At 44.8% G+C, this 26,070-nt stretch carries 27 protein-coding genes and 1 tRNA gene; 11 read left to right on the top strand and 17 right to left on the bottom strand.

Annotated elements, in window-relative coordinates; all coding sequences use genetic code 11:
- The first annotated feature begins 6 nt into the window (after window positions 1-6).
- The 6 genes from X794_RS03850 (at window position 7) to X794_RS03825 (ending at window position 3,733) form a co-directional block, all read left to right on the top strand.
- The gene (locus X794_RS03850; protein WP_011309362.1) at window positions 7-417 is read left to right on the top strand and encodes an NIL domain-containing protein; all 411 of its coding nucleotides are present in this window, start codon (window positions 7-9) and stop codon (window positions 415-417) included.
- A 9-nt stretch (window positions 418-426) separates the two neighbouring features.
- Window positions 427-1,179, top strand: coding sequence for a UPF0280 family protein (locus tag X794_RS03845; protein ID WP_034376501.1), 753 nt, complete (start codon window positions 427-429; stop codon window positions 1,177-1,179).
- A gap of 157 nt (window positions 1,180-1,336) precedes the next feature.
- Window positions 1,337-1,591 carry a hypothetical protein gene (locus X794_RS03840; protein WP_011309360.1) on the top strand — a complete coding sequence of 85 codons (255 nt, stop codon included), beginning with the start codon at window positions 1,337-1,339 and terminating at the stop codon, window positions 1,589-1,591.
- A gap of 26 nt (window positions 1,592-1,617) precedes the next feature.
- Window positions 1,618-1,818, top strand: a complete 201-nt coding sequence (locus tag X794_RS03835; RefSeq protein ID WP_011309359.1) for a hypothetical protein — start codon at window positions 1,618-1,620, stop codon at window positions 1,816-1,818.
- Window positions 1,819-2,034: 216 nt separating this feature from the next.
- Window positions 2,035-2,943, top strand: a complete 909-nt coding sequence (locus tag X794_RS03830) for a PAC2 family protein (RefSeq protein WP_011309358.1) — start codon at window positions 2,035-2,037, stop codon at window positions 2,941-2,943.
- Window positions 2,933-3,733: a PAC2 family protein gene (locus tag X794_RS03825; protein WP_231097533.1), complete on the top strand. Its 801-nt coding sequence runs from the start codon at window positions 2,933-2,935 to the stop codon at window positions 3,731-3,733. Before X794_RS03830 ends, X794_RS03825 begins: the two co-directional genes overlap by 11 nt.
- Window positions 3,734-3,751: 18 nt before the next feature.
- On the opposite strand, the gene X794_RS03820 is transcribed toward X794_RS03825, so the two are convergent.
- From X794_RS03820 to X794_RS03795, 6 genes are all read right to left on the bottom strand, one after another.
- Window positions 3,752-4,447: a hypothetical protein gene (locus X794_RS03820; protein WP_034376504.1), complete on the bottom strand. Its 696-nt coding sequence runs from the start codon at window positions 4,445-4,447 to the stop codon at window positions 3,752-3,754.
- Window positions 4,448-4,508: 61 nt separating this feature from the next.
- Window positions 4,509-4,964 carry a rubrerythrin gene (locus X794_RS03815; protein ID WP_034376509.1) on the bottom strand — a complete coding sequence of 152 codons (456 nt, stop codon included), beginning with the start codon at window positions 4,962-4,964 and terminating at the stop codon, window positions 4,509-4,511.
- Between the two features lie 208 nt (window positions 4,965-5,172).
- Window positions 5,173-5,844, bottom strand: coding sequence for a phosphoribosyltransferase (locus X794_RS03810; RefSeq protein WP_012984318.1), 672 nt, complete (start codon window positions 5,842-5,844; stop codon window positions 5,173-5,175).
- Between the two features lie 36 nt (window positions 5,845-5,880).
- Window positions 5,881-6,990: an aminopeptidase gene (locus X794_RS03805; RefSeq protein WP_012984317.1), complete on the bottom strand. Its 1,110-nt coding sequence runs from the start codon at window positions 6,988-6,990 to the stop codon at window positions 5,881-5,883.
- 149 nt (window positions 6,991-7,139) lie between these two features.
- Complete coding sequence (locus X794_RS03800) at window positions 7,140-8,525, bottom strand: MFS transporter (protein WP_034376512.1); 1,386 nt, start codon at window positions 8,523-8,525, stop codon at window positions 7,140-7,142.
- A 1-nt stretch (window position 8,526) separates the two neighbouring features.
- On the bottom strand, window positions 8,527-9,801 hold the full coding sequence (locus tag X794_RS03795; RefSeq protein ID WP_034376514.1) for an ArsB/NhaD family transporter: 1,275 nt from the start codon (window positions 9,799-9,801) through the stop codon (window positions 8,527-8,529).
- A gap of 363 nt (window positions 9,802-10,164) precedes the next feature.
- On the opposite strand from X794_RS03795, the gene X794_RS03790 reads away from it, so the two are divergent.
- From X794_RS03790 to X794_RS03780, 3 genes are all read left to right on the top strand, one after another.
- Window positions 10,165-10,500, top strand: coding sequence for a helix-turn-helix transcriptional regulator (locus X794_RS03790; protein ID WP_011309350.1), 336 nt, complete (start codon window positions 10,165-10,167; stop codon window positions 10,498-10,500).
- 105 nt (window positions 10,501-10,605) lie between these two features.
- Window positions 10,606-10,681: transfer RNA gene (locus X794_RS03785), tRNA-Lys, on the top strand.
- 327 nt (window positions 10,682-11,008) lie between these two features.
- Window positions 11,009-11,650, top strand: coding sequence for a helix-turn-helix domain-containing protein (locus tag X794_RS03780; RefSeq protein ID WP_228384737.1), 642 nt, complete (start codon window positions 11,009-11,011; stop codon window positions 11,648-11,650).
- Between the two features lie 45 nt (window positions 11,651-11,695).
- Here the strand turns inward: X794_RS03780 and X794_RS03775 are convergent, their stop codons facing one another.
- Together X794_RS03775 and X794_RS03770 are read right to left on the bottom strand one after the other, a co-directional pair.
- Window positions 11,696-14,620, bottom strand: coding sequence for an MMPL family transporter (locus X794_RS03775; RefSeq protein WP_012984314.1), 2,925 nt, complete (start codon window positions 14,618-14,620; stop codon window positions 11,696-11,698).
- A 4-nt stretch (window positions 14,621-14,624) separates the two neighbouring features.
- A complete protein-coding gene (locus X794_RS03770; protein WP_011929097.1) occupies window positions 14,625-15,110 on the bottom strand; it encodes a MarR family winged helix-turn-helix transcriptional regulator in 486 nt (161 codons plus the stop codon).
- 189 nt (window positions 15,111-15,299) lie between these two features.
- Here X794_RS03770 and efp point away from each other — a divergent pair, with 189 nt between their 5' ends.
- Window positions 15,300-15,866 carry an elongation factor P gene (efp, locus tag X794_RS03765; RefSeq protein ID WP_011309346.1) on the top strand — a complete coding sequence of 189 codons (567 nt, stop codon included), beginning with the start codon at window positions 15,300-15,302 and terminating at the stop codon, window positions 15,864-15,866.
- Window positions 15,867-15,871: 5 nt separating this feature from the next.
- Window positions 15,872-16,801 carry an EF-P lysine aminoacylase EpmA gene (gene epmA, locus X794_RS03760; RefSeq protein WP_011309345.1) on the top strand — a complete coding sequence of 310 codons (930 nt, stop codon included), beginning with the start codon at window positions 15,872-15,874 and terminating at the stop codon, window positions 16,799-16,801.
- An 81-nt stretch (window positions 16,802-16,882) separates the two neighbouring features.
- Here epmA and X794_RS03755 read toward each other — a convergent pair whose 3' ends face one another.
- The 9 genes from X794_RS03755 to X794_RS03715 are packed head-to-tail and all read right to left on the bottom strand — an operon-like array spanning window position 16,883 to window position 25,971.
- The gene (locus X794_RS03755; RefSeq protein WP_011309344.1) at window positions 16,883-17,227 is read right to left on the bottom strand and encodes a 4Fe-4S binding protein; all 345 of its coding nucleotides are present in this window, start codon (window positions 17,225-17,227) and stop codon (window positions 16,883-16,885) included.
- 9 nt (window positions 17,228-17,236) lie between these two features.
- Window positions 17,237-18,316 (bottom strand): nickel-dependent hydrogenase large subunit, encoded by a 1,080-nt coding sequence (locus X794_RS03750; RefSeq protein ID WP_011309343.1) that lies wholly within the window; start codon window positions 18,314-18,316, stop codon window positions 17,237-17,239.
- Window positions 18,317-19,702 (bottom strand): FAD-dependent oxidoreductase, encoded by a 1,386-nt coding sequence (locus X794_RS03745; RefSeq protein WP_034376521.1) that lies wholly within the window; start codon window positions 19,700-19,702, stop codon window positions 18,317-18,319.
- 2 nt (window positions 19,703-19,704) lie between these two features.
- On the bottom strand, window positions 19,705-20,298 hold the full coding sequence (locus X794_RS03740) for a 2Fe-2S iron-sulfur cluster-binding protein (RefSeq protein ID WP_011309341.1): 594 nt from the start codon (window positions 20,296-20,298) through the stop codon (window positions 19,705-19,707).
- Window positions 20,298-22,220 (bottom strand): NADH-ubiquinone oxidoreductase-F iron-sulfur binding region domain-containing protein, encoded by a 1,923-nt coding sequence (locus X794_RS03735; RefSeq protein WP_012984311.1) that lies wholly within the window; start codon window positions 22,218-22,220, stop codon window positions 20,298-20,300. The genes X794_RS03740 and X794_RS03735 overlap by 1 nt, the downstream gene beginning before the upstream one ends.
- A gap of 13 nt (window positions 22,221-22,233) precedes the next feature.
- Window positions 22,234-22,719 (bottom strand): complex I 24 kDa subunit family protein, encoded by a 486-nt coding sequence (locus X794_RS03730; RefSeq protein ID WP_011309339.1) that lies wholly within the window; start codon window positions 22,717-22,719, stop codon window positions 22,234-22,236.
- Entirely contained in the window at window positions 22,712-23,179 is a 468-nt protein-coding gene (locus X794_RS03725) for an NADH-quinone oxidoreductase subunit B family protein (RefSeq protein ID WP_011309338.1), read from the bottom strand. The genes X794_RS03730 and X794_RS03725 overlap by 8 nt, the downstream gene beginning before the upstream one ends.
- Entirely contained in the window at window positions 23,180-24,028 is an 849-nt protein-coding gene (locus X794_RS03720; RefSeq protein WP_011309337.1) for a respiratory chain complex I subunit 1 family protein, read from the bottom strand. It lies immediately after the preceding gene.
- Complete coding sequence (locus X794_RS03715; RefSeq protein ID WP_011309336.1) at window positions 24,025-25,971, bottom strand: NADH-quinone oxidoreductase subunit L; 1,947 nt, start codon at window positions 25,969-25,971, stop codon at window positions 24,025-24,027. The genes X794_RS03720 and X794_RS03715 overlap by 4 nt, the downstream gene beginning before the upstream one ends.
- Window positions 25,972-26,070: the final 99 nt, after the last annotated feature.

Below are 26,070 nucleotides of genomic sequence, written 5' to 3'. Positions count from 1 at the left end.
GATAATATGAAAACATCCAAAAGAATAGTTTTACGTTTTCCTCAAAGGCTGGTAGACCGCCCCATTGTTTACCACCTGATACGTGGCTATGATTTGGCTTTCAATATTCTAAAAGCTTCCATAACCCCTGACAAAGAGGGTCTGATGGTGCTGGAAATCACCGGTGAACGCGAGGCATACGATAAAGGCATTGCCTATCTGAATGAAGCCGGGGTTAAAATAGATGCTCTTAACCGCGAAGTAACCCGTAATGAACACCGCTGTACTCACTGCGGGGCATGCGTGACTATGTGTCCGGTATATGCTTTCAGCATAGATGAAGAAAGCCGGGAGATTAAGTTTGATGCCAAGAAATGTATTGTTTGCGGCATATGTATCCAGGGTTGCCCGCCGCGGGCCATGGAACTGCACTTTTAGCTGAATACTATGTATGAACCCCGTACTTACAGAAACTGGGAAAATGCAGGATGCTTGATTCCCTTTCAGGTGATGGAAGAGGAAACTGATCTATTTATACTGGCCTCAACCGAACTCAAAGAATTAGGTTATTATTTTGTTAAAAAATACCGTCAGGAAATTATTGACTATATAAAACGCCAGCCAGAATTTGCTTCCAGTCTCAAACCTGTCAAAATCCACCTTGATGCCAGTTCCATTATACGGGATATGGCCGAAGCCGCCGCTAAAGCAAGTGTAGGCCCTATGGCTGCCGTTGCCGGGGCTGTGGCCGAATATGTGGGCAAAGAGCTTCTGGCTTACAGTTCTGAAGTTCTGGTTGAAAATGGCGGAGATATATTTGTGCATACTCTATCCACCAGGCGTATTGGGATATTTGCCGGCAAGTCCACCCTAAGTGGCACACTGGCACTGGAAATAAGCCCTGACCAAAGCCCGCTTGGTATTTGCACTTCTTCAGGTACGGTGGGGCACAGCTTCAGTTTCGGGAAAGCCGATGCGGCCATAGTCATATCTAAATCTGCAATTTTGGCGGATGCTGCCGCTACGGCTGTAGCCAATCTGGTACAAACCAGCGATGATATTCCACTAGCACTGGAACATGGACAGAAAATAGAGGGCGTCAGCGGGTTGGTGGTTATTAAGGACGACAAGATAGGTATCTGGGGGAATGTAAAACTATGCCCTATATCTCCCCACGCTGACCTGAAAGTATCCGAATAATTAAAGATATGGTAAAGTATGTTCGGTGTACATACTCAGGGATGGTAGATTACGGTCGCTAATACCTTCCCCTGTTTTATAAAATGGTTACTGAGTAATAGTGCGGGATAAAGCAGCTGTTTTAAGAAAGCAAAATAGCTTCAACGGAGGGATGGGAATGGCACCACGTTTTCTAAAAGGCCAAAGAGTAAAAATATTATCAGTACGTTTAGCCAACATGACCTCCAAGTACCCTGAAATTGATAAATATGTTTCCGAAACCGGTGTAATTATAGAAGATTATTTTGTGCGCTACATGGACCCCAAAAACGAAAAGCCTCCCATTACAAGCTATATGTATTCTATAAAACTGGATACGACCCGCCGCTTGATAACCGTAGCCGAAGATGCCATGGAAATATATCTTGGTTGACTGCCTAATATAAGAAGGTTTTTGCCATGCCTACCTTGCAGGATGAATATTTAGCCGGGCGCACAGCCGAAAAACTGATAAAACAACATCATGCCAAACTGGTGCGGGGTGCCATAGTAAAAGCTTGCCTTTCCCCGCGGGTTATTTTGACATTCAGTCTTATCTTGATTATCAGTTTGGGCGGATTCTTTTTGTTCGGGAAATTACTGGGGTTATTTGAAAACTGAAAATAGCCTGCTAAGTATATAAATATAAAATATTGTCACATATATTTGATATTACTGATTACCGTCAAGAATATTTGAGTTGATTTGTGACCTGAAAAGGTACGTTCTGCTATTAGGCAATCTCGTATATGTACCATTCATTTTACAAAATGATACCTGACTGGATTTTCGTCTAAATTGATTTTAATATAATATTAAAAGGGTAGAATCAAAGATATGGGAATCATTTACCATAATAAACCTGAAATGAAATCACCCATCCTGCTGGCAGCCTGGCCGGGCATTGGCAACGTAGGTATTATTACCTTAGCCACTTTGCGGGACCAACTGGGGGCAGGTGTTTTGGCGGACATAGAGCCGGAAGAGTTTTTTTATCCTGCCGGGGTAAATATAAAAAACGGGGTTCAACAGGAATTGCGTTTCCCTTTGAGCCGTTTTTATTATCAGCAGTGGTGCGGTCAGGATATTGTAATATTTATGGGTGACGAACAGCCGGCTGATGGTCAGAACACCTATGCTCAGGGAAGCCGGGCATACAACATGGCAAACAGAGTACTGGATGTAGCCGAAGAGCTGGGCTGCCAACGCATTATTACGTTTGGTGCAGCAGTTACCATGACTCATCATAAAATAAAACCCAAGGTATGGGCAGTTGCCAACAACAAAAAATTTCTTAATACGATACAGGAACGCATGCCGGCGGAACTTAAAAGTAGTCTGGCAGGCAAAAACTTTGTGGCTAATATATCCGGTTTAAACGGATTATTACTTGGCGTAGCCAATAAAAGAAATATGTCCGCCGCCTGCCTTATGGGTGAAATACCTGATTATCTTTCTCATTTGCCGCTGGTATATCCTCATGCTTCGCGTTCCACACTTGAAGCTCTGAGATATGTGATACGTATCAGCGTAGATTTATTCCGTATGGATGAGTCGGTCAAAGAAGTAGATGAAATGATTGCAGATATGTACTCCCGTTTTCCAGAACTGGTAAGGCAAAAACTGGATAACCGCTTTCATACTAATGAGAACCGGGGTATTTCCGATGATGATGAAAAGTGGCTCAAAGAAAATATAAATGACTTTTTCAAGAAAGACCATAATCAGAATGAACATGGAAGTTAAAAAAATCCAGGCGAAGTGCCTGATTATATCTTGGCAGGGTGAATTCGGCTTGCTCGGTGAAAGAGTATTGGCTGAGATAGAGAAACAGGATACACCATCCATAGTATTTGAACTAGAGATAGAAAAATATTTTTCCCTTGGCGGAGTAGCTGTCAGAGAAGATTTGGCAAATTTCCCAGCCGGGGAACTTGAATATCTGCCCAAATGGCAGTTACTGGTATTTAAAGGCAGTATCCCCGAATTTAACCAATATGAATACCTTAAAAAGATAATTGATACGGCAATGGATTATCAGGCAAATGAAATTATTTGTCTGGGAAGTGTGGGCGCCATGATTTCCCATACTGCGCCTCACCGCCTTATGGCGGTAGTAAATTCTGATATCCATAAATACAGTCTGGAAAATACCGGGGTTGAGTGCAATATGGATTTTGATACTCCGCCTAACCAGAAAGTAGACATAAACTCTTTTGTAATCTGGCAGGCAGGGAAATACGGTTTGAATGCCATGAGCTTATGGCAGGTTCTGCCTTTTTACCTTCAGGCAAGCGGTGATGCCGCAGCTGAGCTAATCCTGCTTGAATTTCTGTGTGATAGGTTTGAACTGGAACTTAATCTGGATGAAATAGAACAAAGGGTGCAATACCAATCTGACCGGATACAAAACCTGAGGCAGGCAAATGCGCAGGTGGAAAACGGGTTGAGAATGCTGGAAGGCGGGCTTAGTCTGGATACCTCTGTCCGTAATCAGCTTGGTGACCAGATAAGCCGCCTTTTTGATAATCGCTAGTTTTTCAAGTGCCCGGGGTTATTTTATGTCGTCAGCCAGGGGTGTTTCTTCAGTGGTTTCGGTAAAACACGAACCAACATCGTCACCTTCCGAAGAAGACGGCATTTTATCACGTCGTTCTCTAAGCCAGCGGTGAATCTCGTCCAGTACCGGCGGGGCTACACTGAAGACCTCAATATCCGATGGGAACTGCATCAAGTTGCCTTCGCGGATAAACAATACACCGGCCTGATTTTCTTTTATCATTTCGCTTATTCGGCGGCGGATAAATTCATAACGGCTCTTTACCGCCTGAATAAATTTCTCTGAAACCAGTTTGGATACATTTTGGCTGGTAAATCCTATAAGCATAAAGCGTTCCCAGTCCAAACATTCCCGTACCAGTTCACTGTCTTCAGTAACCTCTACCAATGCGCCTTTTTCCACGAAACGAAGTGCCATTTCTTTGCTTATAGGGCTGAAATTGGTGAGTACTTCCAAACCTTCAACCCCGTTTTGATCTACGGATTCATGAAACACATAATCAACCGTACCAATGCGGCTTTCCAAGTGGGCCAGCTGTACGCCCACTTCTGTCCAGTAACGCCTTAACATGGCGTCGTATTCCGTTGGGGCATCCTTCCAGCCAAGTACCAGCGGCACTACGTAAAGTTTCTTTTTATCCGTATACTGATTGCTTTCTGGTTTTTGTATTTTAGCTATATCTTCAGACACTCTGACCTCCTGTTTGTAGGGTATATATGTATTCTAGCAGCCAAAATCCGGTCTATCAAACCTAATTTTCGGGGAAAAACAGATCATCATAAATCAACTCCAGCTTCAGTTTATGTTCCAGTTCCTCGGAAGCCAAGACCCGGCACATATTTTTGGTTTCCTGGTTAATAAAAGTAGACATCAGGTGGGAATAAAATTCCGAAGAAGATTGTTCTTCTTTGATGGCATAAAGAAGAATATTTTGCAGGTCTGCTCCTTCCAACTGGTTACCACCTGTTACATAAGTATCCAGTTTAAGAGACTGCAAGCGGGGTGTGACTGCTTTTGGTTTGAATTCACCTTTGACCAACAAATCTTTAAGCACTTTCAGATGGTTTTCTTCGCTCTGTATCAGCGAATTAAGAAGCTGCCTGACTGCGTCGTCATCCGTTTTTTGTATGGCGAACTGGTAAAGTGACTGGGAAGCAACTTCCTTGTATATAGCCGCTTCAATTAGTTCTTTTAATTCTTCACTCACTTGACGATGTCCTTTCTGGTATACAAAAAAATTTGCTTTCAGGTAATACCATAAAACGTTTCTGCATATAAGATCCGTTCTTTGAGCTTTATTATAACAGGCAGGTCGTTCTTGGGGTAATTCATTTACAAAACATATGTGATAAATATATGACAATAAATCACTGGCAAATATGCAACCTATTAGGGTAGAGGCTGTGAGGTTTGGGCTAAACGATATGGCGAAAGCGTTTTAATGTATTAAGTACATCAGCGTCATCAACCTGGGTAAAGTAGCAATAATACTGCCCCACAGATTCAAACTCCTCGGGACATTTTAAGCAGATAACTTCGTCCGCCAAATGCTCCAGCCGCTTCAGAGTACTCTCAGGCCCTACCGGCAGGGCGGCAATAAGATAGGCAGGGCATTCTTGACGGACTGAATTCAGAGCCGCTTCAAAAGTAGCTCCGGTAGCTATGCCGTCATCTGCTATGATAACCAGGCGGTTATTTAAGGGGATACGGGGAATAACTTCACGGTAGACACGGGCCCGTCTTTTAAGCTCATCAAACTGAAATTCAGACTCCTGTTGTATATAGTCAGAGGAAATGCCCAGTTGCTGAATAAGATGGCGGTTTAAGTATATCTGGCCATTTTCGGATATAGAGCCTATAGCCAGCTCAGGGCTGGATGGGGCACGAAGCTTTCGGGAGAGTATGATATCCAGTCTGGCATCACGCAGGCGTTCAGCTATTTGGGCGGCAATAACTACACCGCCGCGGGGTATACCCAGTACAACTGCCTGCTTGCCTTTCAACTGGCCAAATTCGATAGCCAGAAAAGCACCGGCTTCGTATCTGTCTGTAAAAGCCGAATGGTCTTGTGATACGATTTTGAGCATATCCCGCCACCCCGCCGTATTATTTCCCGGGTAGAATTAGTAATCTATAACGAATTTACCATTTTTATATAATAACTCACTGTCTACCCAGATTTCACCGCCATCCCGCAAGTCACATACCATATCCCAATGAACAGCAGATTTATTGATACTGCCAGTTTCCGGATAGCCCGCACCACAGGCTAGATGGAAACTGCCGCCGATTTTTTCATCAAAGAGTATTTGCTTGGTAAATTTCTGGATTCCTTCGCTGGTGCCAATGGCAAACTCACCCAGATAGCGGGCGCCGGGGTCGGTATCCAGTGTTTTAAGCAGAAAATCTTCATTGGTTTCGGCTGTAGCTTTTACTACCTTGCCCTTTTTAAACCAAAGGCGTATCCCGGTAACTTCACGTCCGCTTTCTATGGCCGGATACGAGAAATAGACATGCCCTTCCGCACTGTCTTCCACAGGACCTGTAAATACTTCGCCGTCAGGCATATTGAGTTTGCCGTCACAGCTTATAAATTTGCGTCCTTCAATACTCAGGCGGAGGTCAGTTTCCTTGGCCTTTATATGGACCTGTTTTTTACCTTTAAGCCAATTTACTACTTTTTGCTGACGGGCATTTAAGTTTTTCCAAAAAGCTACCGGGTCATTCATATCCGGCAGACAGGCACTATAAACAAAATCGGTATATTCTTCCAGACTCATACCCGCATCCTGGGCGTATCCGTTAGTGGGATAGATGGCTAAAACCCAGCGGAAATTTCCCTCAGCCGTACGGCGCATGCTTGTTTCCATAAGGTCTGTACGGGCTTTCTCAAAGGCCACCATTTTTTGAGGGTCAATGCTGGTCATAGATTTGGTGTTTTCTTCTGCCAGCAGGTGGATAGTGGCATCGTACTTTTCGGTAATATACCTCTGGGGGAAATGTACATAGCTTATCTGTTCGTCCGAACCGTACCTGAGCAGATACTCCAGAAATTCGTTTTTAGAAACCTGCATAAGCGGATGGCCGCCGGCGGCCAGTATTTTTTTGTATACCTCAACCGCCAGAGGCAATGCACCGCTGAAATAGTTTACAGCCACAGTATCACCGGGTTTTACCTCAATGGAGTAATTAACCAGTAAATCAGCCAGTTTTTCTACACGCGGGTCAATCATGGCAAGCCTCACACAAAACATATTACAGTTTATTATAGTACCGGGGGTGAACAAATCCAATCATCTATCCCCGAAAGGCTTTAGCAAATATTAAAACATAGCAGCTGATACAGAGTGATAAAAATATCCGGGTATAGCTGGTTCAGCAATTAGAAGCGGATTATAAGCTGGAATATCCGTATTACCATTCCCGAACGAAGCGGCTGACGGAAGATACGCGGCAACTGTAAAACTGCCTGAAGTATAGCCCTGAATTTCAGGGCAAATATATCCAGCCGGTAGGCTGATACAAATGCTTGGGGAATAGCACTGCCGGCAGGCTTTAGTTCTTTTATGCTGTTTATAAATAGTCCCACCACTAGAGTTCTGGCTATTACCGAGACTAAAAAGAGGCTTAGCATATGGTAGCCGTTAAGCTGCGGCAAAACACTGACAAGTAAGCCGCCAACCAATGAACCCAGTGCAATACCCAGACTGTTTCCTCCGGTATAAAGGGCAAAACCACGCATACGGTTACGGCGGCTGGAACTTTCAAAAATATAATTGGTACCGGATAACAGGAAACCAGCCCATATAATACCTGAAAGTGCCTGAACGCCTATCAAGTAATATGTATTGTGGCTGAATATCCATAGTAAAGGCACAATCGGCACAAAGACACTGCACAGCTTGAGTATCTTTACATTGCCGCAGATATCACAAATCCGCCCCCATACCTTCATGAAAACAAAGTTGGCTATTGAAGCTGAGGATATTACTATTATATAAGTCAGGTAGTCAAAGCCAAGCTCACGCAGCATATAAACCGCAAAGAACGGAGCGGCTATATAAGTACTGAAATTTATAAGTGCGGAGTAGGATATGAATTTGCCCATAGGGGTTTTATTCAAGTCCTTTACTAGAGCTTTCATGCTGACCCCGTCTTTAATCGGGGCTTTGGCCTGGGGGTCTTCCATTTTATTTAAAAAGAAACTTGAGATAAAACGAGCCAGACTGGCACCGAAAAATATGAGCCCGAAACCCAAAAACAGGGTGTCAGCGCTTATTTGGAGGAGTAAACCGCTGGCCAGTGAGAACGCCAAAGTCATAATCCCGGCTATCATGCCACGGTAACCGAAAAAACGTCCTCGGATAGAACCCGGCACCAAGTCTGCCATAAGGCTTGACCAGGCAGGATTGCCCAGTGAACCAAACATGGTTCCTAAGGTATACCAGAGTATCAGCCACCAAACTCCGAAATCACGAAAAAGCAAAGGCAGCACAAATGCCGGCAAAAAACACACCGCCTGAAGTAATACTGCTTTAAATACGAAACTCTTGCGGCTTTTGGCCTTTTCGGAAAGGAATGGGGCAAATAGTTGTGAAAGCGCAACAGATAGATTCGGCAAAGCCGAAAGTATACCTATCTGAGGTACAGATGCCTTAAGGGCCAAGGCAAAAGGCGTTATATAATCCTGGGTCAAACCTAGCATAGCTGAATATGCAGCCCCGTCCTTAATACTGTTATCTAAACTCTTGCGAGTGATTGTCTTCATTTTAACTACTCAATTTCCCTAACTGAAATATGGCCAATGTTGATACCAGAAGAACCAGAGGGGTGATTGTAAGCCCCAGTTTTGTAAATTCCATGGGCTTTATTGCCAGCCCCCGTTTGCGCAGAAGTATCAACCAGAGCATGGTAGACAAAGAGCCCATTATAAGCAGATTAGGGCCCAAGTCTGCTCCCAAAATAGCTTGATAAATCAAACCTGAATTGGCCCCGCCAATGTCACTGACAGCCGACAGGCTGGATACCGAGACCATCATCATCGGCCAATTATTTATAAGGTTAGATCCGATAGCTGTACCGAAAGAAGTAATCAAACCAGCTTCCAGCTGGCCTCCATCAGCTAGAGTATTTGAAAGAAAGTTACCCAATGTTGCAGTAAGCCCTGTATTTTCGAGTCCGTTTACCATAAATGCCAAACCAAGTACAAATGGCAGTATTGACCAAGCAACCGAATGCTTCAAGTGGTTAAAATCCAATTTTTTATAAAATGAAGTTATGCCCAGCAGTATAAAAGCAGTAAGCACCAGAGGTATTGCCAGTGGCCACCCCATAAACGAAGTCAAAAGACAAGCTGCTGCCAGAAAAATTAGTACCAGCCTGACAGAGTGTGAAAACTTGTCTGAGGCAACAGCTTTAGTCTCCACAAGCGAAAACCCTGTTCTAAGATCATGTCTGAAGACAACATAAAATATGGCTATAGTAATCGTGATAGCCAGTATGCTGGGTATTAACATGTAAGTAGTGTATTCCCCAAGGTTCAGATTAAACTTGTCTACCGCCAGCAGATTGACTGGATTGGAAAATGGGAAAATAAATGATGCCGTATTTGCTACAAAGGCACAGGCAAATATATACGGCAAAGGTTTCAAGCCATAGCGGCTAACAAGCATAAAAACTACAGGAGTCAGGAGCAGGGCAGTAGCGTCATTTGACATAAACATGGTAATAACTATGCCAAGAGCAAAAACCAAACCCAGCAAACGCCACGAACTGCCACCAGACAGTTTTAGAGCCAGATTGACAGCCGAATTGAAAAAGCCGGATAACTCTGCGAAATAACTTACTAGCATAAGCCCAAGGAAAAATAGCAGGATATTCAGATTAGCAGAAAAAATCTGGCTGATATTTGAAAGGGGAACAAGCCCCAGAATAAACATAAGAATGGCGCCTAAACAAATAGCCCCGGCTTCATTAAAGGGCCGAGGTTTAAAAATCACCAATAAAATGGTGGCTATAAATATTGATAAGGCTAACCAGAGCATATCCAAATATAATGCAGGAGAATCACCTTGATGCTAGGGAGATTCTCCTGCCCTTTACCATCAGTGAATTACCAGTTACTTTTTAACGGGCTTGGCAGCGGGAGCGCCGGGTTTGGAAGCAGGAGCCATGGGTTTTTTATCAACCATTTTAGTCACCCCCTTTCGTGCACTTTAATGTACCCGATGTGGCAACACCTACGTTGTCAATTTTAGATATTGCATGCACAAACAAAATAGTTTACAATCAAGATGTTCTGTTATTCATGCTTATTTAGTTATGATATCTAAAACATGAATAATTTATCACTAATCAAAGACCTTGTCAAATGGTAGAATTGGGCATAAATTAAAGGGGAGATATGAATGGCGAGCTGGACTTTTCTCACAAACCACGCACTGGTGCTAAGCTTTTTAGCCCGACATTCACGTATTACAGCACGCGAAATCGCTGAAAATATACATATTACCGAACGGGCTGTAAGAAAAATTATTGCTGACCTTGAAACCGAAGGTTATATTGCCAAGAAAAAAGAGGGCAGGGGAATAAAATACCGCATCAATCCGGATTTATCTCTCAGACATGAATCATATCAGGAAATAATTATCGGTGACTTCCTGGAGGGTCTGGGCTGGAAACGGCGCAAACGAAAATCAGCCAGCGATATCAAGGTTATTCCGACGGAAGTAACAGCAAAGTAGCGGATATTTTGCGGCGTAATAACAAATATTTCAAATATAACTGCAAAATGGCTGATTAAAGTTTGTCAAAACCTACCCAACGATGCTAAAATAACGTCTGTTTGTGGGCCGTTAGCTCAGCTGGTAGAGCATCTGACTTTTAATCAGAGGGTCGTGGGTTCGAACCCCGCACGGCTCACCACTTACTCCTTCGTGTTTTGCATATCAAATCATTCTTCAATATTTGCAGGATTAGTTTTGTACGCCTTGTTCCGTTTTATAACCTCGCAAATAGCTAAACTTGTTGTTTATTTAATCAACGCAGTATTTGTTTGATTAAGTATCCGTCATAGACATTATTCTTTATTGTTATCTGTTTTAATATGTCAATCGTAAACCAATTTGTGACGAAACAACAATACAGGAAGATACTCCAGCAAGATATGATAACCCAAGTATATGAATAGTTGCTAAAATATCTGTTGTTAATTACATATTTTAGGCGCATAATGTCTATATAATTACCATGATGAGTATAGGCGAAAAGATACGAGAGTTTCGGAAAGCCAGAGGCTGGACGCCTGAATATCTGGGCACTCGTTCAGGGCTTTCCGGGCAATATATAAGAAAACTGGAAAAAGGTGAACGTCAGAGTATTACTCTGGCAACAGCTAATAAGCTTTCCAATGCTTTTGGAATTGAACCAGCCAAACTTATTTCTGAAAACGATAATTCCTCCCCTAGGCAAATTGAAGATATACTGGCCGAAGTCCGGTCTATTTTTAAAAGACTTGAGACGGTGGAGGTTTGTGTACACGGGTGCATGCCTGAACGAAAAACTTATAATGAATTGGCGTATAAGAGTTTTCTTATTCCCCGCAGCATAGTTGAAAATTTAAAAAACATTTATGCTCTTCAGGTAGAAGACAATCATCTTGAACATTTTGGCATTTACCCGGGTGAAATGGTGGTTATTCAGGCTGAACATACCATTGAAGATGGTAACTTATATGCCTGCCAGATTGACCAAGGTGTTTACGGATATAACCTTTATTCCACTGAAAACGGCTTCCGGATTTCCAATGGAAACGGCACAAGCCATGATTTGCCTTTATCTGAGATAAAGGTTCTGGGCAGGATACTTTTAAGTTACAAGTGCAAAGTTTTTTAAATGGCAATCAGCGTTTAACCTTCGCTATTCACATTTTCCGCTACTCTATTTTTTCAGATTATGAAATGGCCACCAGTTCCAACGGCCAACTATGGTTGCCAGTGATGGCACTAAAATTCCTCTTACAATAACAGTATCCATTATTATGCCAATAGCTACTGCAGCCCCTAGCTGATACATGGTTAGTATGGGTGACGTTAGCATAGCCGCAAATGTACCTCCCAAGATAAGGCCGCAAGCCACAATAACTCCGCCGGTTGAGGAGATGGCATTTTTTACAGCCTCTTTAATGGGTTTAGTCTCGGATTCTTCGCGGATGCGGGATACCAGAAAAATATTGTAATCTGAACCCAACGCCACAATGAGGGTAAATAATATAATCGGCAGCATAAAGCTTATGCCGGAATGTCCCAGTACGTCTTGAAAGAGCCAAGTGATAATACCCATGGTTGCTCCGTAACTTAGCATGACTGTAAGCAGCAGGTAGATAGGGGCGACTATGCTTCGCAAAAGCACCAGCAAAACTAAAAACACCCCGGCAATTATTATCAGCTGGATATGGGTAAAATCCTGCTCCATTATATCTCTGACGTCTTGCATGTCTGCACTGGTACCCTGAATACCGCAGTCTAAACCGGAAATATGACTGCCCAATGTGTCTGTCTGTAACAGTGCTTTTACTTCAGAAATGGTATCCATAGACTCGTTGCTATAAGGGGAGTCAGAGAGTATCAGAAATAAACGGGTACCGGATTGGTCTTCTGAATAAAACATATTGACCAGACTATCAAGTTCAAGTGAGGTTTGCATCAGGGTTTGAGATATAAAATATGGATTGCCGTTAGCGGTGAAGGTATTACTCAAAGAGCGCATATTCTGGCTGAATAGCCGGGTTTCACCAAGCAGTATTTCAACTGGATTGGCAGGTGAGTTGTCTGCCGGGAGTGATTGCGGAAACAGATAAAATACCCCCTGGCTGCCAATTACAAATGCCAGATGTTCGGTGGAATATGCCAGACTATCCAGTTCGGAAGCAATGCTTCCATCAGCATTTGCCTGAGCAATCAACGTAGCCAGCTTGTCAACTTTCAGCATAGCTTGCTGGTAGTCATACAAGTCAGCAATAAAGCTATAGGTTTGGGCACTTTCTAACATATAGGCCTTTACAAGGAAGGCTATTTCAGCTTGGGCAGGGTAGCCAAGGCGTAAGGCATCTGCAGTTTGGCGAAGCTGGCCAGTTAAGGTATTTAACTGGGTATCTATCTGGGCGGCATACCTGATATCCTGCAGTGTATCTATTATATTGTCCAGAGAGGATATGGAATCCCGGTAAGATGTTTCTTCTGTCAGCCAGGGGAAACTCTGCCCAAGTTCCTGCAGGTAGGTCCTGATAAACTCAAAACCTGCCAAAGTTTGGTCTGAAACCAGATTTACCGGGTTGGTATTTCCCGAAGATTCTACCGGTATCAAACCCAGTACCTGGTTTGCCGCCCGGAGTGCCGCACCTGACGCAGCTGTACCGTCCGGCTGAAGCACAGACTGAACTGCATCTACTCCTTTCAGACTTTCCAGACTGGCGGTTAAATCTGCCAGTTCTGCAAGAATTGCAATATTACTCAGGTTCCCACCGTTTTCATCTGCCAGTACCAGTGTGGCAGGCATCATCTCACCTATATTGAAATGTTCCGTCAGTTTGTTAAACCCTATGACGGATTCGGCATCCTGAGGGAGTTCACTTATGGTATCAAATGAAAGCCGCTGATGGGATAGCTGGGTATAGGGTATGAGGAGCAACCCGATGATAACCAGGGCTATCGGCAGGGGGTGCTTGGTAGTAATAGTACCCACCCAATTCCAGAAGCGGAACTTATCTTTGGAAGGTGAGACCGCAAGTTTTTCCGGCCGGGTTGCATTAGTTTTGCTTGGCCAGAATATTTTACCGTCGAATATAGATGCCAGTGCAGGCGTGATGGTAATGGCACTCAGCAGGGTGATAGCAATTGAGACACTTAATGAAGGCCCCATGGTTTGAATCATTTGGTAACGGGCTATAGACATGCCCATAAGGCCTACAATAAGGGCTATGGCACTGGCAGACACAACCGCACTGATACGCCCCAGAGCGGTTTTCAGTGCTTCCCAACGGGTTTGGTTTTTATGCAGTTCTTCCCGGAAACGTGACATAATGAACAGACAATAATCCGTACCTACCCCAAATATCAGCACCACTATAAATACATCCAGCTGTGACCAGATATTTACCCCGGCTTCAGCCATGTATCCAAGTACTCCCCGGCTTACCAGATAGGCAATACCGATAGTTACCAAAGGTACCAGAGAAGCTACCGGTGAACGATAGATGATAAGCAGCAAGACCGAAACCAGGATAATGGTAACTATGGTAGTCAGGTCTATGCTCTCTGCCAGTGCCGCATACAGGTCCTTCATCATGCCGGCTTCACCTGAGACAAATACCTCAAGTCCGTCAGGCATGTTTGTAATCTGAGCGTGGATGCTGGTTATAATATTTTCTGACTGCTGGTCTTGGGCCGATTGAAGCAAGCCGACATCTATTAGCATGGTAGTGTTATCCGGACTGATAAGGCGGCTGGAAAGCTGGGGGTGACTGAAGACCGAATTTATCTCCCCAATACCGGCAGGCGCACTTTCCGAAGACAGCCATAGGCTAAGAGAATGCGCATAATCCATATCATTCTGGTTTAGGGTGGAATGATTGTAGATAATGAGATACAGGCTTGAAACAGAGGCGCTTTCATTCGGGAAATATTGTTTTAAAAGCGCACTTGCTTTAGCAGAATCTGAATCTGCAGGCATGAAGCCGGACTGATCCAGTTTGCTTACTTCCTGCAGGGAAGGGGCGGTAAATGCCATTAAAGCGGCCAGTATCACCCAGAAACTGACCACCAAATATTTAAATTTGATAACCCAGCCGGCAATAGCTTTGAACATGTGCTTATATCCTATCAGTATTTTCAATAGCCGCTGATTTATTTGCAGCGGACTTTTCAAGTATGCAGAAACCGTTTCGTATTACCGATAAATCTTCATTATCTACACCGTCCAGCAATTCGGCTACCTTGCCGGTAGTAAATTGCCACAGGCTTTCATAATGGGCGTTCCCCTTTTCGGTCAGATGACAGATAACAACGCGGCGGTTGTCCGGTGGGGTTTCACGTTCTACAAAGCCTTGTTTGACCAGACGGTCTACAATACCGGTAAGAGTAGCCAGCCCGATGCAAAGTTTTTTGGATATAATCCCCATAGAAAGCGGCCCGTTGAGGTGCAAGAGCAAGAGCACTCGTAGTTGAGGCATGGTAATTTCTGTTTCCAGCAAGCCTTGCGGTATTACCAGTGCTTCAGTATAAAGCTTCTGGATAAGTACCAGAATATCTTTAACCAAGATTGATTTTGCATTTTCAGGGCTATTTTCTGGTGTCATTTATATCCTCTTTATCTATTATGTTTATAGATAATATTACTATCACACATATATTTTATATTACACTAATTATAGTTTTGCCCAAAAGCAGTGTCAATATATATTGGAAGTTAATTTGACTTGTTATACGTATATACATTATTATTTTCGGATTGAACCGCTTAGTATTTTCCGTTACGAAAGGCCAGTATGAATATAGAGGAAATCAGCAAGAATAAAAAAATCATGTTGGATGATATACCATACAACGTGGATGATGTGGATTTTATGAAACCGGGCAAGGGAAGTGCCGTATACCGGATAAAATTCCGCAACCTGATGGATGGCGGCATTCTGGAGCGCACTTTTCATTCCGGTGACAAACTGAAAGAAGCTGATGTATCTACCTATGATATGCAGTATCTTTACCATGAAAATGGCAATTATATATTTATGAATACCGATACTTTTGAACAGCACTTTATGGCCGAAGACCGTATGGGTTCAAGAGGCGTTTTTCTAAAAGACGGCATGGTTGTCCCGGTGCAACTTCTGGGGGATAATCCCATTGAAATTACTTTGCCCAATTTTATTGAGCTGGAAGTAATGGAAACCTCTATGAGTACCGGCAAAGAAACCGTAACCGCCCAGAATAAACCTGCTAAACTTTCAAATGGTATGGAAATAGGTGTGCCCACCTTTATGAAAGCAGGGGACGTAATAAGGGTGGATACCCGCACCGGTGCCTACGTTGAAAGAGTGGGCAATAAGAAGTAACTATAATGTATTCTGATGAGAGGCAACGGCTGGGAAGACTGGAAGACAACTTAAAAAGCCGTATGCAAATCTTGGGGTTAATACGCAGTTTTTTTAATGAACAGGGGTTTCTGGAAGTGGAGACCCCTGTTTTTGTTCCCTCAGTTGTCCCGGAACGCTATATAAAACCGGTAGAGTGTCAAAACGGTTATCTGTCTACCTCGCCCGAACTGTATATGAAACGCATGCTGGCATCCGGCTATACCAATATCTACCAGATAAGCCGCTGCTTTCGGGATGGCGAAAAAGGCCGTCACCATAATCCTGAATTTAGTATGCTGGAGTGGTACAGGGTCGGGGCAGATTATCTCCAGATGATAAATGATACCGAAAATCTGTTCTACCATATTTCAATGAAGCTGTTTGGCAAGATCCAAATCCGTTATTTGGGACAGGATATTGACCTGACACCCCCCTGGGAACGCCTAACCGTGCGTGATGCTTTTCTGAATACAGTAGGCTGGGATCCGGTGAATACCGATGATGAGAAGCGTTTTGATGAAGATCTGGTGCTGAAGGTTATACCATCTTTTCAGTCCCATCGTCCTACTGTGCTACTGGATTATCCTGCTAAAATGGCGTCTTTGGCCAGACTCAAGAAAACCAATCCTGAAGTTGCTGAACGGGCAGAGTTTTTCATATCGGGTTTGGAAATGGCAAATGCATATTCCGAGCTGACTAATCCGCTTGAACAATCAGCCCGTTTTGCCGAAGAAAAAAAGCTGATAGAGGCTGAGCAAAACAGGCGGGTGGTTACGCCTGAAATATTTTTGGAGGCAGTGAAATATCTGCCGGTTTGCACTGGAAATGCGCTTGGGATAGACCGTTTGGTGATGTTTTTCTGCAATACAGACCAGATACAGGACGTAATGCCCTTTACGGCAGATACTGCCTGACATATTTACATAATATTATATTTTTACTAATAAATATACCCCGGCCAAGACCGGGGCTTTTCTTTAGGCTTAAAATTATACTTAGTAGCGGTAGTGGTGTACTTCGGTTATCTGGCTGGCATGTGCACCCTGTGGGGCAGCATAAAGAGGGTGCTGGATAATAGCATGCTGAAGGCAGGTTTCGGTGCAAGTGCCGCAGTAGATGCACTTAAGCGGGTCATATTCTATCTGGTGTTTTTCCGAATCAACAGTGATGGCACGGGCAGGGCAAACTCTGGCACAATCACTGCACATATCACAGCGTTTAGCATCCCAAACAATACTTCCGCGTGAACCTTCAAAAGACTCCCGTTTTTCATAAGGATAACGGCGGGTGGCGGGAGCTGAAAACAAATTTTTTAATACTGTTCCGATCATCCAAGGCATGGCCTTCTCCTAACGCTCCGTACAGGATATACAAGGATCTATAGATAAGGTAATAACAGGCACGTCTGCCAGTTCGCACCCCGGCAGCATAACCAGCAGGGTGGGTATATTGGCAAAAGTGGGGGTGCGTATTTTGCACCTGTCCAGATGGTTTGTGCCATTGGCCTTGATATAATAAGTAAGCTCACCGCGCGGCTGTTCCACCCGGGTAAATATTTCTCCCTCGGGATAGGCATCTGCCTTAACCATTATTTCGCCGGCAGGCATCTGGTGGAGTGCTGCCAGAGTAAGGTCTATGGACTGGTATAGTTCGCGGGTGCGCACCAGAGTACGGGCATAACTGTCACCGGCTGTTTCCACTACCGGCTCAAAACCAAGCTCTTTAAAGGCGGCATAACCGGTGGAACGGACGTCAGAAGGAACACCGCTGCCACGCATGGTAGGACCGCAAGCTCCCAGTGTAACAGCCTGGTCATAAGACAAAATACCCTTGCCGACCGTTCTTTTCTTCAAGGTGGGGTCATTTAGCAGTGTGGGCAGAATGGTCTTATCCATCATCTTTCTGAAATCACCCAGCATAGCTTCTGTCTTTTTGAGCATTTCGGCATCTATGTCACGGCGTACCCCGCCAACCACACAGGCAGAGGTGATAACCCGGTGTCCGGCGGTTATTTCCAGTATATCCAGAATAATCTCACGGGCACGCCAAATTTGCATAAACAGGCTTTCAAAACCAAGTGCATCTGCCAGCAGACCAAGCCAGAGGCTATGGCTGTGCAGGCGGGAAAGCTCTGCCCAGGCAGTACGCAGATACTGCGCCCGCTGGGGAATTTCAATATTTGCCAGTTCTTCTATACCCTGACAGTAACAAAGTGCGTGCTGTATGGAACAGATACCGCAAATACGTTCTACCAGAAATATATTCTGCCTAAGAGTATTTAGCTCACAGGCTTTTTCTACCCCGCGGTGTACATAACCAATAACTGGTGTGACCCCGACTACGGTTTCATCTTCGCATTCAAGTTTAAGTTGTACCGGTTCAGGAAATACCGGATGCTGTGGCCCGAAGGGTATTACTGTTCGTGCCATTTATTCCTCCAAATCACAGCGCCAACAGCGTTTGCCTTCAGTGGAGGCAACTTCACGGTTATAGCCGGCGGTTTCTTCGTTTCGCTCTTTGGCTTGCTTAATATCGTATTTAACACTTAAAGGTTTGCTCTTGGGCAAAATACGTTCAAGGAAAGTATCACGTGATACAGGTTCGTGGGCAACAATATTTTCAAACACCCATTTGCCGTCACTGCCCAGATACTTGTCTATGCTTGCAGCCGCTTTTTTGCCTGAAGCTACGGCGTGAATTACAGATGTAGGCCCATTTACGGCATCTCCGCAGGCAAAGACACCCTGCTGAGAAGTGGTCAAAGTATCATCATCAATTTTCAGCACATTATTGCCGTTTATGTTCTCAACCGCCAGACCGAATCTTTTGAATACGTCTGTACCGCCGCTGAAGGCGGCAATGATATTGGATCGGCGTACGCCCTGATTGGCACCCAGTGCCAACAGTGTGGCATCAAATCCCATTTCTTTCAGGCTGCCAAGTGAATTTACAGTTGTACCCAGCTTGAATTCAACTCCAAGTTTGGAGACATTTTCAATCTCGGCATCAAGTATTTGGCGGGGAAGTGTATACTCAGGTATGCCTACCCGCATATATCCGCCAGCCTTCGGCAAAGCTTCAAATACGGTTACCTTATGCCCTTTTTTAGCCAGAAAATAGGCAGTAGCCAGACCTGACGGGCCGGAACCCACAATGGCTACTTTTTTGCCGGTGGGTTTGGCGGTGATACTATCCGTATAATGGCCGTATTCGTAGGCGGCGCGTTTAAGCTGTTTGATACTTATAGATTCTCCGCACTTGCCCTGACGGCAGGCAGATTCGCAGGGAGCCAGACAAACCCGCCCCAGTATTCCGGGGAAAGGCATGGCTTGCTTGATAACAGCCAAAGCCGCGTCATAGTTACCCTCACCACACAGGCGGACATAACGGGATACATCTATGCCTGCCGGACAGGTTTTCTGGCAGGGGGCAGTCAGGCGTTCTACCGGAATCAGTTTGTAATCAGGGGCTTTTATCATATAGCTCGTGGGGGTTTCTTTGGTGACCAGAAAACCGCCGCTGAAATCTATGGCAATTTTACTGAGTTTTAGCTGGTAAAGCTCCTGCATTTCATTTTCAATAAGTGAAGCACACAAGTAGATGTTTGAAATACTGGGAACAGTTTCATTTTTGTCTATCTTGAGCCTGAGGTGTTTCATCCGCAGACCCTTTTCCAGATTATAGTGGTAAATAACCTCAAATTCATTCCCCAGATCTACGCAGGAGGCAGTGCAAAATATTGCCCCTTCGTCATAGAGTTTCTGGGTATGGTCTAGCAGTTCTCCTGCCTTTATATATTCCGCATTTTCTAACATAACTATTCCTTAGTTTCGAAAGTGAGAGCTTTTGCCATTTCAAAATTAGCCCTGATAAAGTTGGTGGGACAAATATCAAAACATTGCTGGCACTTTTCACATTCCCGGTTGGCTGTTTCAGGTACAAAGGTCACTTCACGTTGAGTACCCCGGCTGATAAAGCACAGGGCGTTGGCTTTTTTAACCTCGGCACAGTATCGGACGCACAAGCCGCAAAGTATACAGAACGAAGCATCATGGCTGAAACGGGCAGTATCCGCCCCATATTCTTCAGCCAAGTCCCGTATGGGTTTTGAAGCAGGGGCTTTAGTAAGCAAAAGCTCTATAAGCACCTTGCGGATATGGCGGATTTTATCGGTACTAGTATTTACTACCAAACCATTTGCCACCGGATAAACGCAGGAAGCCACCACCTTTGAACGTGACCCGGCTACGACTTCCACACTGCATATACGGCATCCGCCGTAAGGCTCCAGTTGCTCATGAAAACAGAGCGAAGGTATATGGATACCGGCTGCGGTGGCCGCCTGAAAAACAGTCTGTCCGCTCTTGGCAATAACTTCCCTGCCATCTATAGTCAGCTTAATTTCTTCCATTATTCTGCCTTCCGGTTTAAAGGAATAGGTTCAGCCGGTACATTTTTTGGAATAGGTTTGCCGGATATTTTAATAACGGCATCAAATTTGGCAGGGCAGGTATCTACACAAGCACCGCATTTGATGCATTTTCCCTGCTCAATCGTATGAATAAGCCCCTTGCCGCCCTTGATGGCGTCAGTGGGGCAGTTTCTGGCACAAATCATACAGGCTTTGCATTTGTCAGGGTCAATATAAAAAGTAAGCAAGGCTTTACAAACACCGGCTTCGCAATGCTTATTTTTAATATGGTCAATATATTCGTGGCGGAAATATTTAAGAGTAGTGAGCAAGGGGTTGGGGGCTTGTTGTCCCAGGGCACACAAACAGGCTTCACTCATTACGCCGCTCAGGTCTTCCAGTGTATCCATGTCAACCATAGTGCCTTTGCCTTCGGTAATACGGGTAAGTATATCTACCAGCTGGCGCAGACCCTCACGGCAGGGTAAGCACTTGCCGCAAGATTCGTCTGATAAAAAGTTTATAAAATAACGGGCGATGTCTACCATGCAGGTTTCTTCGTCCATTATTATCAGCCCGCCTGAGCCTACCATAGAACCCAGCTTGCTTAGTGCATCATAATCAACAGGCGAATCCAGCAGATTTTCCGGTATACATCCGCCTGAAGGCCCGCCTGTCTGGACAGCTTTTATTTTTTTACCGTCACGCAAACCGCCGCCTATTTTAAATATAATGTCCCGAAGAGTAGTCCCCATAGGCACTTCCACCAGTCCGGTATTATTGACCTTGCCAACCAGTGCGAATATCTTGGTGCCTTTGCTGCCCTCTGTGCCGATAGACCTGAACCAGTCTGCCCCTTTATTTATTATGTGGGGTACGTTAGCCCAAGTTTCCACGTTATTCAGGTTTGAAGGTTTATCCCAGAGGCCTTTGATAGCGGTGCGGATATATTTGGGGCGAGGTTCACCAACCCGGCCTTCGATAGCAGTCATTAAAGCGGATGATTCACCGGATACAAAAGCACCGGCGCCCTCATGGACTTTGACTACAAAATCAAAACCTGAGCCGAGTATGTTTTTGCCCAGCAAGCCATATTCTTCAGCCTGCCTTAAAGCAGCATACAGATTTTCTACCGCCAAAGGGTATTCAGCCCTAACATATATATAACCTTCTTTAGCACCAATGGCAAAAGCCCCGATAGCCAGACCTTCCAGTACACAATGAGGATTGCCCTCCATTATGGAACGGTCCATGAAAGCACCCGGATCACCTTCGTCACAGTTAACCAGTACATACTTGACCGGGTCTGCGGCATCACGGGTAGTGCGCCATTTTTTACCGGCCGGGAAACCTCCGCCGCCGCGTCCCCGCAAATTGGCTTTGTCTACCTCTTCCAGCACAGATTCAGGAGTCATATGGAAAAGGGTTTTAACCAGAGCGGAATAACCACCACGCTGGATATAATCCTCTATATTTTGGGGGTTTATATGTTCGTTATCACCCAGTACAATACGCTTCTGATATTTATAAAAGGGGATGTCATGGTGGTAGACCAGTTTCTCTCCGGTGGCAGGATCTGCATACAGTAAGCGTTCCACTAATTCACCGGTTTTAATAGTTTTTTCGATAACGTCAGCTGCATCTTCAGGTTTGACATGGAAATAGCAGATATTTTGGGGATATATAACGACTACCGAACCTTTTTCGCAAAAACCGTGACAGCCGGTTTCTTTGATATCAACCTGATTCTCCAGCCCTTGTTTGGCAAGTTCACTTCGGAAGGCATCTACCAGTTTAACTGAACCCAAAGCCCGGCAACCCGTACCGCAACATACCGTTATGCAGGGACGGCTGGCAGACTGTTTTTTTGCCAGTTTTTCACGCAGTATTTCCAGCTCAGCCGGAGTATTTAGCCTTGGCATTATATGCTCCTAATTAATCGTAGTCTGCCAGTATTTTTTCGGCATCGGCGGTAGGTAGTTTGCCGTGGTAATGACCATCAACCACCACCACCGGTCCCAAAGCACAACAACCCAGACAGTTTACTGTTTCAAGGGAAAATTTCAGGTCAGAAGTAGTTTCACCGGCTTTTATACCCAGTGATTTCTCCAAACGATCCAGTATCTTGGGCGCACCAAACACGTGACAGGCAGTACCCACGCAAACACTTACGTTATGTTTGCCTTTGGGTATTACGCTAAAAAGTTTATAGAAGGTAGCTACATGGTAAACTCTGTTTACGGGCACATTCAGGGTTTGGCTTACTTTATACAAGGCTTCTTTGGGAAGCCAGTTATACTCTTTTTGAATTTTGAGGAGCACCTGAATAAGCATATCGGCTTTATCACGGTAACCATCCAGAATATTATCCAGTTTTGACAGGTCTATAACCTCAGGGGATTTGGATTCACAATTACACATTCTGTTCCTCGCGTTTGGTTTGAGCTTTAGCCTTAGCTTTTTTATCAGCCAGTTTGCCAAGCCCCATAACCACGCCGTCTATAATGGCCTCAGGTCTGGCGGCACAGCCGGGAACATAAACATCCACCGGTATTACTTTATCCACTCCGCCCAGTATATTGGGGCAGTTATGAAAAACGCCGCCGCTGCAACCGCAGGTACCTATAACTATGACTACCTTTGGTTCAGGCATTTGTTCGTACAGATTTCGTAAAACCCGGTAATTACGTTTATTGGCAGGACCAGTTACCAGAAGGACATCCGAATGCTTGGGGTTACCCATGTTTACAATGCCGAAACGTTCAACATCATAAAGAGGTGTAAGACAGGCCAGTATTTCAATATCACACCCGTTGCAACTGCCGCAATCAAAATGGAGCAGCCAGGGTGATTTTATCTGGGACTTCGTAACAAAATCCACTTAGACCCCTCCCAGCACTGAAAGTCCGATAAGGTTAACCAGTGCCAGACCCAGCCCGAACATCCATAATATTTTCAGCATGGAAGACCAGGTAAGGCGGGCAGTTATATTATCAATCACCAGTACTAAAAACCAGCAGGCAAGTGCCAGTGCAATACCGGGCACAACACCCGGAAGCCACATGAGAGAAATAACACCCAGTACCAGTATAAGTTCGTACATATGGGCAATCTCTATAAGCCCCAAGTGAATACCCGAATATTCGGTGAATACACCCCTGACCAGTTCCTGATGAGCATGCTCCGAAGATGAAATATCAAAAGGAGATTTTCGCATAAGTATAATCAGCACCAAAACAAGGGCGATAAATATTGGCCATAAAGAAGGCAATAAAGGCTGGCTGATTTCAGAAATCATAAAACTACCGTTAGCTATATACAGCCCGATAGCCGTTATAATCAGGATAGGCTCATAAGAAAGTATCTGCAGAAGCTCGCGGTTGGCACCAATCTGGCTATACGGGGAGCGGGTGGCAAAGGCACCCACAACCAGAAACATATCTGCCACGCCCAGTACCAGTACAATAAGTAGAAGATCCTGACCGAGGAAAAACATAACTGTAGCCGCCATGATAAAAAGCAGGTAACCTATAGAACTTACGGCCTGCATACGACCGGTAATCATGCGGCGTTTGGCCAAAAGTTTGATAGTATCGTAAACAGGCTGGAGGAGGGGCGGCCCGAACCTTCCCTGCATTCGGGCAGTCAGTATACGGTCAAAACCGCGAAGCAAACTCCCCAGTACAGGCGGCAAAACCAGAGCTAAAGCAACCAGCAACCATTCGTTCATATCAGCACCACTACCAGCATACTAACAAGTATCAAAAGCCCAACTATCTTAAGCCCGGTATCCAGATTAGGGTTAGCAAACTGGGTATCCAGATACATTGAGCCCAGTTTGATTTTAGTCTCACCATCAGCTACCGAATAAAAACTGTCAGCCGAGGTGCTTACATTTTCACCGCACATATAGGCAGTGCTAAGGTTTTTGGCTTTGGGTTTGAATAAAACAGGTACCAGTATGAGGGCGACTGCCAGCAGGATAAATAACGGCCAAGCGGTAAATAAACCTACAGCACTTCCGAAGAAACCGGTTGAGGTATCTACAACATTCGGATAGAAAGCAGTTACAGCCGGCAAGATGAAATTTTCGTAAAATGGGATAACCGCTAAACTGAATATTCCGGCCAAGGCCAGCAGTACAATCAAAGGGCTGTGATACAAAAATGAAAAACGTTCAAACCTTATTTTCTCAATACCCGGCGTCACACTGAAGAAACGCCCCAGCCATTTTACCCAGAAAACAGTGGTCGCCGCTGAACCTATAACCAAAAGTATGAAAACCAGCGGTGAAATAAACCCTGACATAGCCGAAGTAGCCTCTATGGCAGCCCATTTGCCCAGCAGCATGCCAAAAGGCACCAGCATCATGGAAAGGATACCGGCGACAGTTATACCGGCTATCAGCGGATAGCGGCGTACCAGCCCCTCCATATCTTCAATATCACGGCTGCCCATAGAGTGGTCTATGACGCCCACACACATAAAGAGGAGGGCTTTGGATATGGCATGGAAAATGGTAAGGACAATGGCAGCGGTAATTGCCAGAGGGGTATTTATACCTACGCACATTATAATCAGGCCAAGGTTTGAAATAGTGGAATAGGCCAGAACTTTCTTGGATTCACGTTGGCTGATAGCCATAAGGGCGGTTACCATAAATGTAAATGCCCCGAACAGAGCAATCAAAGTGGCTAAAGTGGTATCAGTAATAGCCGGAGCCAAACGGATGGAAAGGTAAATACCCGCTTTGACCATGGTAGAAGAGTGAAGCAAAGCCGAAACAGGCACCGGTGCCACCATAGCACCTAAAAGCCAACCCTGAAAAGGCACCTGCGCAGCTTTGGTGAAAGCCGCCATAAACAAGAAGAAAAGAGGTGCCATGGCTATAATGGGGTTGGTAATAAGTGCTTGCAGGGAAATACTGCCGTAATTTGTAAAGACATAAATTATGGCCAGCACAAATCCCAAACCGCCTATCAGGTTCATCCAGAGGGCACGGAAGGCATTGTTAACAGCTTCCTTAGTTTGCTCGTGGCCGATAAGGGCGAAACAACATAAAGTAGTGATTTCCCAGAAAAAGTATAACCAGAGCAGATTGTCAGAAAATACAATACCGTTCATAGCGCCTAGCAATATGGTCATAAAGAAAAAGAAACGAGGCTGGCGGGTGATTTTAAGATGCTGGTGATGCTCATGGTCTTTCATGTATTTGATGGCGTAAAGAAGTATAAGTGAACCGATAATTGAAATAATAAGGCACATGATAATGGAAAGCTGGTCAATAAAGAAGGCCGGTTCGGAAGGGAGAGGTACGGCGGGTGCCCAAACAAACTCAAATAACCCAAGCAGCACTATCTGTGACAGTACCAGACTGGCCGTCAGAATACCTCTGACACTCCAGCCGTTTTTGATAATATCCTTCACACCCACCAACAGGAAGAAAGCCAGCAGTGCATAATCAAGCACCATAATGATGCTATCCCACTGGTGGGCAGGGCTGTACTCTATCGGCAAACCGCCCTGCGAAAACAGCAGGATAGAACTGGAAATGAGCACAACGGCAGACAGGGCAACAAGCCCGGACCTCAGAAGGTTGTGTTTTAGGAACAGACAAATCAAGCCGGCTACAAAGGGGAAGAGAACGGCTATAGCAATAAAACTACTGGCCAAAATCTTTTCTTCCTTTTTAAATAATGTCTACTTCAGACACAAGGGCACACGCAGGTGAAGGACAATAGTATACCCGAAAGTAGCTTAAGTGGCGGTATT

Origin of the sequence: Dehalococcoides mccartyi CG5, from assembly GCF_000830885.1 — a bacterium.
GTDB lineage: Bacteria > Chloroflexota > Dehalococcoidia > Dehalococcoidales > Dehalococcoidaceae > Dehalococcoides > Dehalococcoides mccartyi_B.
The sequence above is the reverse complement of the archived record's forward strand: the minus strand, read 5'-3'. Positions and strand labels throughout refer to the sequence as shown.